Source organism: Arthrobacter sp. K41, assembly GCF_059089645.1.
On record NZ_JBNHEW010000002.1, the window covers coordinates 507,263 to 520,175 of the forward strand.

Genomic DNA, 12,913 nt, shown 5'->3' on the forward strand with positions numbered 1-12,913 from the left:
CTTCCGTTGTGCCTACGGTAGGGGTGTGCCATATGAGGGGGAAGTACATCCGCAGGACCGGCGCGCGGCGACCGAAGCCCGGCTGCTGCACGAAGCCGCTGCCCTCAAACAGTTTTCACGCCGGGGCTTCCTGACGGGAGCGGGCGTGTCAGGCCTGCTGGCCGCGGACATGCTGCTTACCCGCCAGGTGCAGTCCGCCCGCCAGGTGAACCGGGTCCTTCCTGTTGCTGATGACTTCGCGGATGTTTACTACCCGGACGCCAGCTGGTTCCTGTTTCCGGGCTATAAAACAAGCTGGGAGGAGGCGCAGTGGATCTTGAACACGCTGCGGGGCACGCTGAACAAGCGTGCCCGGCTCGCGGCCATCGGCTACTCCAACCTGGGCCTGGATATCGACGAGGTGGTCATCGCGTTGATCGAGCACGTCCGGGCCGAAAAGCTCACCAGGCTGTTCTTTTACGGGCACAGTTTTGGTGGAATGGTCGCCACCCAGGTGGCTGCCCGGCTGCTGGAACTCCACGGCGTCGAAGTGGAATTCATCGTGCTGGACTCAAGCCCGTACAGCAAGCATGACGTCCTGGACCAAAGCTGGTTCGACGGCGTGGTCTTCCTCTACGAGCGGGGTTTCCGGTTCCCGTCCGCCCTCCGGGGAGGGTACGAACTGGGGGAGCGGGTGATCCACAAGGACGAACGGACCTGGCGGCAGATCCTTGACCAGACGCTCGAGCAGCTCTCCCCGATCGCGCCGTCAAGCCTGCTGGTCCAGTCCGAATCCGCCTACATCTACCACTTTGACGGCACACGGTTTGCTGGCAGGATCGGCGGCGCCAAAATGGCGTATATCGGCAATCCGCGGGACCACACCGTCCGTTACCAGACAGCGGTGGAGGCGTGGGCGGTGGCCTTCAAGGCAAACATGGTGTCCAGCGGGCTTCAGACCGAAGGCGCATCCCCGGCCCACGCCAGCCCGGGCTGGAGCCCCAACATCTACCGGCCCCTCCTGGACGGGCTCCTGGACGAAAACTTCCCGCTGCCGCGCGGCGGGTCCCGGGTGTCTGTCTTCTAGCCGGGGCTAGATCTGGTTTTTCAGGTCCGCTACGGAGTTCAGTACCTGGTTGGGCCGGAAGGGATATGAACCGATTTCTTCGCGCTGGGTGATGCCGGTCAGGACCAGGACGGTGTGCAGACCGGCTTCCATGCCGGCAACGATGTCCGTGTCCATCCGGTCGCCGATCATTGCGGTGGTTTCCGAGTGGGCGTCGATCTGGTTCATGGCCGAGCGGAACATCATGGGGTTGGGCTTGCCCACGATGTAGGGTTCCCGGTCTGTGGCCTTGGTGATCAGCGCTGCGATGGCGCCGGTGGCCGGCAGCGGTCCGTCCTTGGATGGCCCGGTGGCGTCAGGGTTCGTCGCGATGAAGCGGGCCCCGGCCAGGATGAGGCGGATGGCAGTGGTGATGGCCTCGAAGGAATATGTGCGCGTCTCGCCGAGCACGACGAAGTCCGGGTCCTGGTCGGTGAGGATGAAGCCTGCCTCGTGCAGCGCCGTCGTCAGTCCTGCTTCACCGATGGTGTACGCGCGGTTGCCCGAGCCCGAACCCTCCACCTGGTTCTTCAAAAACTGGGCCGTGGCCAGGGCTGAGGTCCAGATGTTCTCCTCGGGAACCTCCAGGCCGGAGGCGCGCAGCCGGGCCGCGAGGTCACGTGGCGTGAAGATGGAGTTGTTCGTCAGCACCAGGAAGCGCTTGGACGTGTCCACCCAGCGCTGGATAAGCTCGGCCGCGCCGGGCACTGCCTGGTTTTCGTGCACCAGGACACCGTCCATGTCCGTCAGCCAGCATTCAATGTCCTGGCTGCTGCGGCGAACCGCCGGGTTTCCTTTGACCTTGTCCGCCTCTGCCATGCCCTACCTCCGCCGGTGATGAAAGCCCGAAAGGTCCAGTCTAGTGTTGAGGGGTGAATCAGAAGCCCGGCATGACGTCCGAACCCCAGCCTGAGCCGGAGCAGCCCAAGGAGGGCACCGCCGGGGAAGTTCCGGGCGAAAGGCCGGAAGTCGGCGTCGGGCCCTGGGAAGGCAAGTTGCCGGAAGGCGACCACTGGGATCCCGACCTCCTGGCTGACGGTGACCGGCGCAACGTGCTGGACAAGTACCGCTACTGGAAACACGAGGCAATCGTGGCGGAGCTGGACTCCCGGCGCCACAACTTCCACGTGGCCATCGAAAACTGGCAGCACGACCTTAACATTGGCACTGTGGTGCGCACCGCGAATGCTTTCCTTGCCAAGGAAGTGCACATCATTGGCCGACGGCGGTGGAACCGCCGCGGCGCAATGGTCACCGACCGCTACCAGCACGTCCGCCACCACCCCACCGTGGAGGACTTCGTGGCATGGGCGCAAGGGGAGGGGCTCGCCATCATAGGGATCGACATCTTCCCGGACTCGGTGCCGCTGGAAACCTACGAACTGCCGAAGGACTGCGTGCTGGTATTCGGCCAGGAAGGCCCGGGGCTGACCCCCGAAGTCCACGAGGCCGCGCTGGCCACGCTGTCCATTGAACAGTTCGGGTCCACCAGGTCCATCAACGCGGCGTCGGCAGCGGCCATTGCCATGCACGCCTGGATCCGGCGGCACGTCTTCAACCAGCACGTTTGAGGCAGGCGGGGTGCGGGAGCGGAACGTAACCCACAGCACTCCCGGCGCGGTAATGGCTAGGATGGTGCTAGCCGTAAGCGGTACTCCAGGGTTACCAGCCCACAGACGAACCTCAGCATAGGAGTCAGCATGCCCATTGCAACCCCAGAGATCTACTCCGAGATGATCGACCGCGCGAAGGCGGGCGGATTCGCATTTCCGGCCGTGAACGTCACGTCCTCCCAGACGCTGAACGCAGCCCTGCGCGGCTTCGCCGAGGCTGAGTCCGACGGCATCGTCCAGGTCTCCACCGGCGGTGCGGCCTACTGGTCCGGCGCCTCCACCAAGGACATGGTTGCAGGCTCCCTGGGCTTCGCCGCCTTCGCCCGCGAAGTAGCGAAGAACTACAACGTCAACATCGCCCTGCACACGGACCACTGCCCCAAGGACAAGCTGGACGGTTTTGTGCTGCCCCTGCTCGCAGCGTCCGAGGCTGAGGTCAAGGCCGGCCGCAACCCGCTGTTCAACTCCCACATGTGGGACGGCTCTGCCGAGACCCTGCAGGAAAACCTCCGCATTGCCCGCGAACTGCTCGAGCGCACCGCTGCCGCCAGGATGATCCTTGAGGTCGAGATCGGCACCGTGGGCGGTGAAGAGGACGGTGTTGAGAACGAGATCAACGAAAAGCTTTACACCACAGTCGAGGACGCCCTGGCCACCATCGAAGCACTCGGCGCCGGCGAGAACGGCCGCTACATCACGGCACTGACCTTCGGCAACGTCCACGGCGTCTACAAGCCCGGCGGCGTCAAGCTCCGGCCGGAGATCCTCAAGGACATCCAGGCGCAGGTGGGCGCCAAGATCGGCAAGGACAGCCCGTTCGACCTCGTGTTCCACGGCGGCTCCGGCTCCTCCGACCAGGAAATCGCCGACGCCGTCTCCTACGGCACCATCAAGATGAACATCGACACCGACACCCAGTACGCCTACACCCGTCCGGTGGCGGACCACATGTTCCGCAACTATGACGGCGTCCTGAAGGTCGACGGCGAAGTGGGCAACAAGAAGACCTACGATCCCCGCGTCTGGGGCGCCTCCGCCGAAGCCGGCCTGGCGGCCCGCGTTGTCGAGGCCACCAAGCAGCTCGGTTCGGCCGGAAAGACCTTCTAGATGTCGGACGAGTTCCGCAAGAACCTGATGGGCCCCGAGCCCACGCTCCTGCCTGCCGAGACCGAGGTCTACCAGCAGCTGGAGGCCGGCCAGGAAGCCCTGGACCTCGTAGCCAGGCACCCCACGTCCTCGTTGCTGTGGGCGGTGCTGGCTGAAGAAGCCTGGGCTGAGGGGCGGACCATCGATTCCTACGCTTACTCGCGTGTGGGCTACCACCGGGGCCTGGACTCGCTGCGCCGCAACGGCTGGCGGGGCCTTGGCCTCATTCCCTGGGAGCATGAACCCAACCGTGGTTTCCTGCGGGCGCTGTACTCCCTCGGCCGCGCCTCTGCCGCGATCGGCGAAGCGGAAGAGCCGGAACGGATCGAAAAGTTCCTCAACGACTCGGACCCGACGGCGAAGGCATCCATCGAGGGCAGGTAGCAAAACGACGACGGCGGCCGGTCACCTTTCGAAAAGGTGACCGGCCGCCGTCGTCGTTCCAGAAACTCCGGGCTACGCCTTCGCCAGGCCTGTGCGCGCCATTGCGTCCGCATAGGCGACGCGCATGTCCTCGAGGTACTCCTCCTGTCGCGCCGGCGAACCGGCGAAAGCGCGGCCGCTGAGGGACCGTACTTTGTAGGTCTTCAGGCCGCGGCGCCAGAGCAGCGGAACTTCAGTCTTCAGCAGCAGGTTGGCCAGGCGGTTGGCCTCGGTGCCGTGCGCCACGATCACGGACGCGCGGGGAACCAGCGCAAGGAACTTCAGGAGCGGCTTGAGGCCGGCAGAGATCTGGTCCGGGGTGAACTTGCCGTTGGCCTCGCCGGGCATGTGCCACGGGTGGACGTTCCACGGCATCACGAACTCCGGCCGCAGGCCCAGCTTCCACTGGATGCCGAGCATGCGGGTAGCGGCATCGTGGTCCCCGGCAGTGATGAAGCCGGAGTTGTCCGCCTCGCCGATGTTCGAGTACAGGCTGATGATGCGGCACTCATCGACGTCGTGCATGGGGTCCACGTAGGGCACTGCCATGCCAGGCTTGGCCGCCTGAAGGGAATCGCACAGTTCGTTGACCGCTGCGACATTGGGTTCGTAGCGGCGGCTCAGAAGTTGGTCATGAAAGGATTCGGGTGCCAGGGCTGTCATGTAGTGCTGGGTCTCCTGCGGGGATTGGTGTTGCTGCCACCACGGAAAATGGGCGCACGGTGGCGCACTACATCCGCGGTGGTTGAAATGGGGTGGACCGATTCCTGGTCGGCCTTTCCCAGTTTAGCAAGCCCCGCAAAACGAAACGCCGGTCCCGCGCACCCGTCCTGAACGGGGCACGGAACCGGCGGGTTCGGTCTGACTTACTTTTACCAAAGCCGCTTGGTTGCGCGGCGTGCGCCTTCACCCAGTGATTTCAGCTTGGCGAAGGCGATCTGCGGGTGGACCCTTCCACCCAGGCCGCAGTCGGTGGAAGCGATCACGTTCTCCCGGCCCACAACTTCCGCGAACCGAACAATGCGGTCGGCCACGAGGTCCGGATGCTCCACTACGTTCGTGGCGTGGGAAACGATGCCCGGGATGATGACCTTGCCCTCGGGAAGCGCAGTGTCCTCCCAGACGCGCCACTCGTGTTCGTGGCGCACGTTCGCGGCCTCGAACGAGTAACCGCCGGCGTTGATCCGGAGCATGGTGTCCACCAGGTCCGCAAGGGGAAGGTCCGTAGTGTGCGGGCCGTGCCAGGACCCCCAGCAGAGGTGGAAGCGGACCTGTTCCTCGGGGAGGCCGCGGAGGGCGTAGTTGAGCGCCTCGACGCGGATCTGCGTGAACTTCAGATAGTCCGCCACGCTCGGCTCGGGGCTGATCTGGTCCCAGTTCTCGGCGATGGAGGGGTCGTCGATCTGCAGGATGAGGCCGGCGTCGACGATGGCTTTGTACTCTTCGCGGAGCGCATCGGCGCAGGCGTAGATGTACTCCTCCTCCGTGGCGTAGTACTCGTTGGTGATGCGCGAGGCGCTGCCGGGGGAGAGTGCAGCTACAAAGCCGTCCTTGAGTCCGGCAGCCGCAAGGCCGGCCTTCAGGTTGGCGATGTCGGAGGCGACGGCGTCCTGTCCGGTGTACACGAGTGGTCCGGTGACCTTCGGGAACGGCTTGGGGCCGCCCGTGAAGATGCCGCTGGTGGGATCGCTGTAGGCCTCGGAAAAGAGGGCGCGGTCCCGGCGGTGGAGGAAGCCGGTCAACTGGACGTTGCCGGGCGTCGATTCCTTCGCTTCAACGGCCCACTTGGCGTCATTGTCCAGTTCCAGCCCGCCCATGCGCGCGAAGGAGTAGGACCACCAGGCGCCGTAGTCAACGGAAGCGGACATGGCGTGCCCGTACTCGCCGTCGTTAGGGATATCGACGCCGAGGCTTTGCTGGCGCTGGACCAGGTCGACCACGGAAGCGGTGAGGAGTTCCTTGTAGCCCTCGACGTCGGCAGGGTTTTCCTCGCGTGCGGCATTGGCAGCGATCAGCTCAGGAGTCCGGGGCAAGGAACCTGCGTGCGTGACGCGGATATGGTCTGTGTTCAAGGTCATGCTGAAACTTCCTTCCATCGGTCCTGGCAGTAGCACCTTCGCAGGCAGGACGGGCCTGCACTTTGAGGTTGCTGCGGCGTCAACGATCCAGGTCTCTCGGCCGCTCCAGATGGTTCCCTCCCACTCAAAGCCAGCGGCCTCCCCGGGAGCAAGTTCGCTTCGGATTGTGTCGGAACAGGATTGGACGGCATCCGCTTACAAAACGTAATAACTGGCTGCGCATTCCTGTTATGTCCATTGACACCGTTCGTTCAGGTTGGTTGGCTTCTGTCACAGCCTGTGATGGGTGACACGGCGGGCTGTCACACCCAAAGCACTCGAAAGAGGTACCGCACCGTGAAAAAAACCCTGGCAACCTTCAAGACCCTGGCCGTTACGGGAGCCCTTGCCCTGGCCGTTGTGGCCGCACCAGCCCCGGCCCTCGCCGTGGGCGAAGGCCCCAACTACGACGGCAACGGCCAGATCACCACATCGAAGCTGGCCTCTTATGACCAGATGGTGTCTTTCCTGAAAGACCAGGACGCCCGCCAGTCGGCCATGGAACTGGAGGTCATCGGCCAGACCGTAAAAGGCCGGGACATCCACCTGGTCAAATACATCTCGGACCCGGCCAAGCCCACCATCCTGTACCTGACGCAGCAGCACGGCAACGAACAGCTCACCACCGAAGGCGCCCTGGAATTCGTCAAACACCTGGGCACCGGAAAGTCCGGGGACATTCTCGACGGCGTGAACATCCTCATTGTGCCGATGCTCAACGCGGACGGCGCCATGGGAGACGTGAACTTCCCGCTGGACGACTACTTGGCGAAAGGCGACCGCAACATGACGCGGTACAACGCCGAAGAGGTGGATCTTAACCGGGACCATGTAGCCAAAGTCCAGCCGGAAACCCAGGCGCTGCATAACAACGTGATGCGCAAGCACAAGATCGACTACATGATCGACCTGCACCACCAGGGCACCCGAAGCCAGCGCGACGGCGAACTGGTGTCCGGGTCCATCCTGTACCCCACCACACCGAACGCCGATCCGGCAGTCGTCGAGAAGTCCAAGCAGCTGGGCGCGGTCGTTTTCGAGAACGTCGACTCCACTGGCTGGGGACACCTCGGCAAGTACGTGGGCGGCAGCGCCGAAACCATCAGCCGCAACGGCATCGCCGTGGAATACGACATCGCCACCCTGCTCTTTGAAATGCGCGGAATGTCCGACCACTACCTCGATGGCTACGCCCTGGGGCTCCGCAGCAACGGCTACCTGATCAAGCAGACGGTCACCACCCTGACCGCCACCGCCGCCGCGATAGCGGACGGATCCATTGCCGACGCCGACACTTCCTTCTGGGACAGCCTCGCCACCCAGACTTCCCGTCCGGGTGAGGAAGCCGACGACGAATAGCGTCACCGCTGACAACCTGCTGCGGTCCTTCCCACCGGGTCCGTTACCCGGCAAGAAGGACCGCAGCAGCCCAACGAGTGGACAAAGTCCCTGATCGGCTAAACTTGGGTGGTAAGAGCCCCGGAACTCTTGCGTCGCTGTGCTGCCGCGCAGACCAGCGAAGGCCGGTCCATTCGGGGCGTTCTCATGAACGGCGCTGCACCAGGCCCGCCACCTTTGGCCGGGCAGGGGCAGCCCGAACGAATGGGGGAGGATCCCATGCCAGCAATTGTGATCGTAGGAGCCCAATGGGGCGACGAAGGAAAAGGCAAGGCGACCGACCTGCTGGGCGGCCGTGTTGACTACGTTGTCAAACCCAACGGCGGCAACAACGCCGGGCACACCGTCGTCGTAGGCGGTGAAAAATACGAGCTCAAGCTGCTTCCGGCAGGCATCCTTAGCCCCAACGCAGTACCCATCATCGGCAATGGCTGCGTGGTCAACCTCGAGGCACTCTTCCAGGAGATCGAAGGCCTCCAAGCCCGCGGCGCCGACACCTCCAAGCTTCGCGTCTCTGCCAACGCGCACCTCGTCGCCCCGTACCACCAGGTGCTGGACAAGGTGACGGAACGCTTCCTGGGAAGCCGTGCCATCGGAACCACGGGGCGCGGCATCGGGCCTGCCTATATGGACAAGGTGGCCCGCCTGGGTATCCGGGTCCAGGACGTTTTCGACGAGTCGATCCTGCGCCAGAAGGTGGAAGGTTCGCTGCGGCAGAAGAACGAACTTCTGGTCAAGGTCTACAACCGCCGCGGCGTGCTGGTGGACGAGATCGTTGAGTACTTCCTGTCCTTCGCCGAACGGCTCCGGCCCCTGGTCATCGACAGCACCCTGGTCCTGAACACCGCCCTTGACGAGGGCAAGGTGGTCCTGATGGAAGGCGGCCAGGCAACGTTCCTGGACGTGGACCACGGCACCTACCCGTTCGTTACCTCATCGAACCCCACCGCCGGCGGCGCCTCCGTGGGTTCGGGCATTGGCCCTACCCGCATTTCCCGCTCCATCGGCATCATCAAGGCGTACACCACCCGCGTTGGTGCCGGCCCGTTCCCCACCGAGCTGTTCGACGACATGGGCTTGTACCTGCAGAAGACCGGCGGTGAATTCGGTGTCAACACCGGACGGCCGCGCCGCTGCGGCTGGTACGACGCCGTCCTGGCCCGCCATGCCTCCCGCGTCAACGGCTTCACGGACTACTTCGTCACCAAGCTGGACGTACTCACCGGCATTGAGCAGATCCCGGTGTGCGTGGCCTACGACGTGGATGGCGTGCGCCACGATGAGATGCCCATGACGCAGACGGAGTTCCACCACGCCGTGCCGATCTTCGAATACTTCGAGGGCTGGACCGAGGACATCACCGGTGCACGCACCCTCGCGGACCTGCCGGAAAACGCACGCAACTACGTGCTGGCCTTGGAGAAGTTGTCCGGCACCCGGTTCTCCGCCATCGGTGTTGGTCCGGACCGGGACCAGACCATTGTGGTCAACGATCTGATCAACGACTAACACTTCAGCACGTACTTGCGGCGGGCCACCTTATGAAGGTGGCCCGCCGCCGTCGTTTGGCCGCCCCGGCAATTTACACAAGGTTTACGCGGCCGGTCTAGCCAGGCCGCAGGCGCAGCGGTGAGACTCTTTGGTACAGCCGGTGACCTGTTCACCCATTTTTGGCCAGAGCCGCCGACGAAGGGCCGACCATGCGCCCGGACCGGCGGGGCGCCGACGACGCCGCCCTCCAGACCTGCAGGCAGGGCAGGACACACAAAACGGAAGGATTCGTGATGGCTGGAAAGTTCGAAGCTTTTCTTGATCCGGAGTCGTACTTCAGGTTCCGGCTGCTGGCGCCGGATGGCGAAGTGATGGCAGTCTCCGGCCCCTTCCAGGACAAGGCGGCCCTCGCTGCCGGAATTGCCGCAGTCCGGGAGTGCGCCGGCACAGGGTTGGTCACGGACCTTTGCCCTGCCGGATTTGTCGCGCGTCCGGCACCGGGTGCGGCACCCGCTACGGCTCATGAGCTGGTGGAGGGCGCCCCTGTTGCTGCGGCAGCGGCCAAGGCTGGCTGCGAAGACCGGCGCGTACGTGCCGGGCACACCTTCGTGCTGGCAAAGGGACTCCACCGGCAGGGGAGCAAGCCCCGCTGGACCACGGCAATCGCCCGTTGAAGGTAAATCCCGAATAGTTTTTGAAGTTGTTCCTGCAGGGCGTAACCCTTGCTTACCCTGCAGCGATTACCCCTAGGTAGCGGTAGCCGCCACGGCACGGCCCGCTGGCACCGCATGTCTTCCCGGCCACGTAGGCTAGGCGCATGGCGCACAAAAATGATCCGGCCGTCGTCGAACGCCTGATGCGAACCAAAGGACGGTGGGCCATCGTCGGCCTCACCACTAATGAATGGCGTGCCGCCTACGATACGTCGCTGTTCATCCGGGACCGCCTGGGTATGGAGATCATCCCGGTCAACCTGCCGGGGGAGCCTGTGCACGGGGAAGAAGGCTACCGCAGCCTGGCTGACATTCCGGCTGAAAAGCGCCCCATCGACGTCGTGGACTGCTTCGTGAACTCCCAGAAGGTGGGGGAGGTGGTGGACCAGGCGATTGCCGTGGGTGCGAAGGCGGTGTGGCTGCAACTCGGGGTCATCGACGAGGATGCTGCCGAGCGTGCCAGAGCTGCAGGCCTCGACGTAGTGATGGACACCTGTCCCGCCCAGCAGGCCTGGAAATACAACCTTTGACGGGCCGGCGCTTCAGCCCTTCAGAAGCTCCGGGTAGTGCCGCCCGGTGACGTCGGGGTGGGCGCGCATCCTGCCTTTGAGCATGTTCATCCCGAACGACGCCAGGAGCGGGTTGGCGGGGTCATCGGAGATGCCCCTCGCTTCAGCCTTCAGCTCGGGCGGCAGGGGAACGGTTCCGATCACCGCATCCAGCCGGGGGGACCAGAAAAACGGGACGGAATACCTGTCGACGCCAGGAGGCGGTGCCTGTACCCGGTGGATGGTGGCCACCAGGTAGCCTTCCGTGGCTACCTCCAGCATCTCGCCCAGGTTCACCACCAGTGCTCCCGGAATAGGCTCCACCTGCGCCCACTCAGTGGCCCCGGGCGGCAGCACCTCAAGCCCGCCCACACTGTCCTGCAGCAGGAGGGTGACGAAGCCGTAGTCCGCGTGTGAACCCACGCCCTGGTTACCCGCGGCTTCCACTACTCCGCCTACGTAGTGGACCAGCTTGCCCATCCAGGCGGGAGAACCCCGGAATGGCTCGTCAAAATAGTCCTCCGGCAGGTGCAGGGACACGGCGATGGCCCGGAGCAGCTGCATTCCCACCGCGGACATCAGTTCAGCCCATTCCATGGCCGCCGGCTCGAGCTCCGGAAAAGAGTCACCGGGCCAGAGGTTCGGGCCTTGAAGCAGCCAGTAGGGTTTGTCCGGCGGGTAGTCCGGAACCGGTTCGCGCTCCGGGGAGTAGTCGATCTGCTCGCGGGCGTCCGCCCGACCCTGGGTTACCTCGGTGCCCATGCGGGTGTAACCGCGGAAATGGGGTGAGAGCCGGTTGTCCAGCCTCATCCTCTCCTCCAGCGGCAGTGAAAAGAACCGCCGGATCACGTCCAGGAGGTGTTCGGGCTGGCCGGGCGCCGCGCCGTACCCGGTGATCTGGAAGAAGCCTACGCTGTGCGTCGCGTGCCGCAGCTGCTCGATGAAGTCCGGGTTGAAGGAGCCGTCCGCCTGCCGTGCCGTGCCCAGGTCCAGAACAGGAATGGCAGCCTCATCGTGTGACATCCTCGCAGACTAGCACCGGAGGAGCCGGCTTTATAGGCTTCCTGCATGGACCCCGCTGCACTCAGAAAGATCTGCCTCTCGTTCCCGGGCGCGTACGAGGATTACCCCTTCGGGCCGGAGACCGCCGTGTTCAAGGTCCGGGCAGACGTTGCCGGCGGCGCCCGCCGTGGGGCCAAGCTTTTTGCCTTGTCGTCGCTCGACGCAGACGACCTTTACGTGAACCTCAAGTGTGACCCGGCTTTGGCTGTCCAACTCCGCGCAGCGCATCCTGAAATCACCGGGGCGTGGCACATGAACAAGGTGCACTGGAACGGCGTCCGCCTGGATGGCCGGCTGCCGGACGCCATGGTCAGGGACATGGTGGAGGACTCCTACGACCTGGTGGTGGCAGGGCTCAGCAGGAAACAGCAGGAGCAGCTGGGGTGGGCGCGGCTTGCAGGTGCCGGGGGCGGCAGCCCTTGAGATCCAGGCGCACGGCAGGCGGCGGTGTGAACCGCGGCGGCCTCGACTACCCCTGCGTCGGGGGAACAGAGCACGGCGCGGCGCCGGAAGGCTACGCCATAGTACTGAAGGAGGTTCCCCTCGGCAGCGGCCTGGATGTGTACCGGCGGGTCGCCGCCGGCATCCTGTCGTGGGAGCTGCAGCGGCGGGCCGGCCTGCGCGTCCGCACGGATTCGCCGCGTGTGGTGCCTGGAGCGCGGGTGGTGAGCGGCTTCGGTGTGGGACCCTTCCGGTTGAAAGCGCCGTGCGAGGTGGTGTGGGTCCGGGAACCCCTGCCGGCGGGCATTCCGCAATCGGCAGGATTCGGATACGGCGCCCTGCGTGGCCATCCTGCCCGGGGTGAAGAATCGTTTGAAGTGGAGATCAACGCAGATGCCGGAGTTCTGCTTCGAATCCGGGCCTTCAGCAAACCCGGCAGTTGGTTTTACGCGGCGGGCGCCCCGGTCACCCGTGCAGCGCAGCGGCACGTTACTTCCCGGTACATTGAAGGGGCACGCCAACTCGCTGCGGAAGGAATGTCCCCGTGATTTTTATCGTCGTTAAGTTCAAGGTCAAGCCCGAATGGTCGGAGCGCTGGCCCGCCCTGGTGGCCGGCTTCACCGAGGCAACCCGGCAGGAGCCCGGCAATCTATGGTTTGACTGGTCCCGCAGCCTGGAGGACCCGAACGAGTACGTCCTGGTGGAGGCCTTCAAGGACGACGCCGCAGGAGCCCATGTCAACAGCGTCCACTTCAAGCAGGCCATGGCTGATATGCCCCAAGCCCTCGCCGAGACTCCGCGCATTATCAGCCGGCAGCTCGACGGCGAAGGCTGGGACCGGATGGGTGAGCTCACCATCTAGCCGTATGGGCGTATT

Annotated in this window: 15 protein-coding genes; 11 read left to right on the forward strand and 4 right to left on the reverse strand. The window is 64.5% G+C overall.

From position 1 onward, the window contains the following. Positions 1 to 25: 25 nt before the first annotated feature. Positions 26 to 1,066, forward strand: coding sequence for an alpha/beta fold hydrolase (locus AC5RTE_RS06760; protein ID WP_494040624.1), 1,041 nt, complete (start codon positions 26 to 28; stop codon positions 1,064 to 1,066). A 6-nt stretch (positions 1,067 to 1,072) separates the two neighbouring features. On the opposite strand, the gene AC5RTE_RS06765 is transcribed toward AC5RTE_RS06760, so the two are convergent. After that, entirely contained in the window at positions 1,073 to 1,903 is an 831-nt protein-coding gene (locus tag AC5RTE_RS06765) for an HAD-IIA family hydrolase (protein WP_494040625.1), read from the reverse strand. A gap of 71 nt (positions 1,904 to 1,974) precedes the next feature. On the opposite strand from AC5RTE_RS06765, the gene AC5RTE_RS06770 reads away from it, so the two are divergent. The 3 genes from AC5RTE_RS06770 to AC5RTE_RS06780 all read left to right on the forward strand — a co-directional run bounded on the left by AC5RTE_RS06770 (position 1,975) and on the right by AC5RTE_RS06780 (position 4,227). After that, positions 1,975 to 2,655 (forward strand): TrmH family RNA methyltransferase, encoded by a 681-nt coding sequence (locus AC5RTE_RS06770; RefSeq protein ID WP_494040626.1) that lies wholly within the window; start codon positions 1,975 to 1,977, stop codon positions 2,653 to 2,655. Positions 2,656 to 2,784: 129 nt separating this feature from the next. Next, entirely contained in the window at positions 2,785 to 3,804 is a 1,020-nt protein-coding gene (gene fbaA, locus AC5RTE_RS06775) for a class II fructose-bisphosphate aldolase (RefSeq protein ID WP_494040627.1), read from the forward strand. After that, positions 3,805 to 4,227: a DUF3151 domain-containing protein gene (locus AC5RTE_RS06780; protein WP_494040628.1), complete on the forward strand. Its 423-nt coding sequence runs from the start codon at positions 3,805 to 3,807 to the stop codon at positions 4,225 to 4,227. It abuts the gene before it with no gap. Between the two features lie 72 nt (positions 4,228 to 4,299). Here AC5RTE_RS06780 and AC5RTE_RS06785 read toward each other — a convergent pair whose 3' ends face one another. Together AC5RTE_RS06785 and AC5RTE_RS06790 are read right to left on the reverse strand one after the other, a co-directional pair. Next, positions 4,300 to 4,929 (reverse strand): uracil-DNA glycosylase family protein, encoded by a 630-nt coding sequence (locus AC5RTE_RS06785; RefSeq protein ID WP_494040629.1) that lies wholly within the window; start codon positions 4,927 to 4,929, stop codon positions 4,300 to 4,302. Between the two features lie 209 nt (positions 4,930 to 5,138). Then, positions 5,139 to 6,344 carry a cobalamin-independent methionine synthase II family protein gene (locus AC5RTE_RS06790; RefSeq protein WP_494040630.1) on the reverse strand — a complete coding sequence of 402 codons (1,206 nt, stop codon included), beginning with the start codon at positions 6,342 to 6,344 and terminating at the stop codon, positions 5,139 to 5,141. Positions 6,345 to 6,680: 336 nt separating this feature from the next. On the opposite strand from AC5RTE_RS06790, the gene AC5RTE_RS06795 reads away from it, so the two are divergent. The 4 genes from AC5RTE_RS06795 to AC5RTE_RS06810 all read left to right on the forward strand — a co-directional run bounded on the left by AC5RTE_RS06795 (position 6,681) and on the right by AC5RTE_RS06810 (position 10,515). After that, positions 6,681 to 7,742 (forward strand): M14 family zinc carboxypeptidase, encoded by a 1,062-nt coding sequence (locus tag AC5RTE_RS06795; RefSeq protein ID WP_494040631.1) that lies wholly within the window; start codon positions 6,681 to 6,683, stop codon positions 7,740 to 7,742. Between the two features lie 258 nt (positions 7,743 to 8,000). After that, positions 8,001 to 9,290 carry an adenylosuccinate synthase gene (locus AC5RTE_RS06800; protein WP_307096779.1) on the forward strand — a complete coding sequence of 430 codons (1,290 nt, stop codon included), beginning with the start codon at positions 8,001 to 8,003 and terminating at the stop codon, positions 9,288 to 9,290. Between the two features lie 275 nt (positions 9,291 to 9,565). Next, positions 9,566 to 9,946, forward strand: coding sequence for a YegP family protein (locus tag AC5RTE_RS06805; protein WP_494040632.1), 381 nt, complete (start codon positions 9,566 to 9,568; stop codon positions 9,944 to 9,946). A gap of 143 nt (positions 9,947 to 10,089) precedes the next feature. Then, positions 10,090 to 10,515 (forward strand): CoA-binding protein, encoded by a 426-nt coding sequence (locus AC5RTE_RS06810; protein ID WP_494040633.1) that lies wholly within the window; start codon positions 10,090 to 10,092, stop codon positions 10,513 to 10,515. Between the two features lie 12 nt (positions 10,516 to 10,527). On the opposite strand, the gene AC5RTE_RS06815 is transcribed toward AC5RTE_RS06810, so the two are convergent. Further along, positions 10,528 to 11,556, reverse strand: a complete 1,029-nt coding sequence (locus AC5RTE_RS06815; protein WP_494040634.1) for an isopenicillin N synthase family dioxygenase — start codon at positions 11,554 to 11,556, stop codon at positions 10,528 to 10,530. 45 nt (positions 11,557 to 11,601) lie between these two features. Between AC5RTE_RS06815 and AC5RTE_RS06820 the strand changes: the two genes are divergently transcribed. Genes AC5RTE_RS06820 through AC5RTE_RS06830 form a run of 3 tightly spaced genes read left to right on the forward strand, consistent with a single transcriptional unit; the run spans position 11,602 to position 12,898 of the window. Further along, the gene (locus AC5RTE_RS06820; RefSeq protein WP_494040635.1) at positions 11,602 to 12,018 is read left to right on the forward strand and encodes an MmcQ/YjbR family DNA-binding protein; all 417 of its coding nucleotides are present in this window, start codon (positions 11,602 to 11,604) and stop codon (positions 12,016 to 12,018) included. Between the two features lie 26 nt (positions 12,019 to 12,044). Then, complete coding sequence (locus AC5RTE_RS06825) at positions 12,045 to 12,584, forward strand: DUF1990 domain-containing protein (RefSeq protein ID WP_494040636.1); 540 nt, start codon at positions 12,045 to 12,047, stop codon at positions 12,582 to 12,584. Further along, positions 12,581 to 12,898 (forward strand): putative quinol monooxygenase, encoded by a 318-nt coding sequence (locus tag AC5RTE_RS06830; protein ID WP_494040637.1) that lies wholly within the window; start codon positions 12,581 to 12,583, stop codon positions 12,896 to 12,898. Before AC5RTE_RS06825 ends, AC5RTE_RS06830 begins: the two co-directional genes overlap by 4 nt. The last annotated feature ends 15 nt before the right edge of the window (positions 12,899 to 12,913 follow it).

Coding starts and splice junctions, on each gene's coding strand:
- AC5RTE_RS06815 (WP_494040634.1), bottom strand. CDS start 11,556: ATGTCACACGATGAGGCTGCCATTCCTGTTCTGGACCTGGGCACGGCA.
- AC5RTE_RS06800 (WP_307096779.1), top strand. CDS start 8,001: ATGCCAGCAATTGTGATCGTAGGAGCCCAATGGGGCGACGAAGGAAAA.
- AC5RTE_RS06790 (WP_494040630.1), bottom strand. CDS start 6,344: ATGACCTTGAACACAGACCATATCCGCGTCACGCACGCAGGTTCCTTG.
- AC5RTE_RS06805 (WP_494040632.1), top strand. CDS start 9,566: ATGGCTGGAAAGTTCGAAGCTTTTCTTGATCCGGAGTCGTACTTCAGG.
- AC5RTE_RS06765 (WP_494040625.1), bottom strand. CDS start 1,903: ATGGCAGAGGCGGACAAGGTCAAAGGAAACCCGGCGGTTCGCCGCAGC.
- AC5RTE_RS06770 (WP_494040626.1), top strand. CDS start 1,975: ATGACGTCCGAACCCCAGCCTGAGCCGGAGCAGCCCAAGGAGGGCACC.
- AC5RTE_RS06785 (WP_494040629.1), bottom strand. CDS start 4,929: ATGACAGCCCTGGCACCCGAATCCTTTCATGACCAACTTCTGAGCCGC.
- AC5RTE_RS06820 (WP_494040635.1), top strand. CDS start 11,602: ATGGACCCCGCTGCACTCAGAAAGATCTGCCTCTCGTTCCCGGGCGCG.
- AC5RTE_RS06810 (WP_494040633.1), top strand. CDS start 10,090: ATGGCGCACAAAAATGATCCGGCCGTCGTCGAACGCCTGATGCGAACC.
- AC5RTE_RS06780 (WP_494040628.1), top strand. CDS start 3,805: ATGTCGGACGAGTTCCGCAAGAACCTGATGGGCCCCGAGCCCACGCTC.
- fbaA (WP_494040627.1), top strand. CDS start 2,785: ATGCCCATTGCAACCCCAGAGATCTACTCCGAGATGATCGACCGCGCG.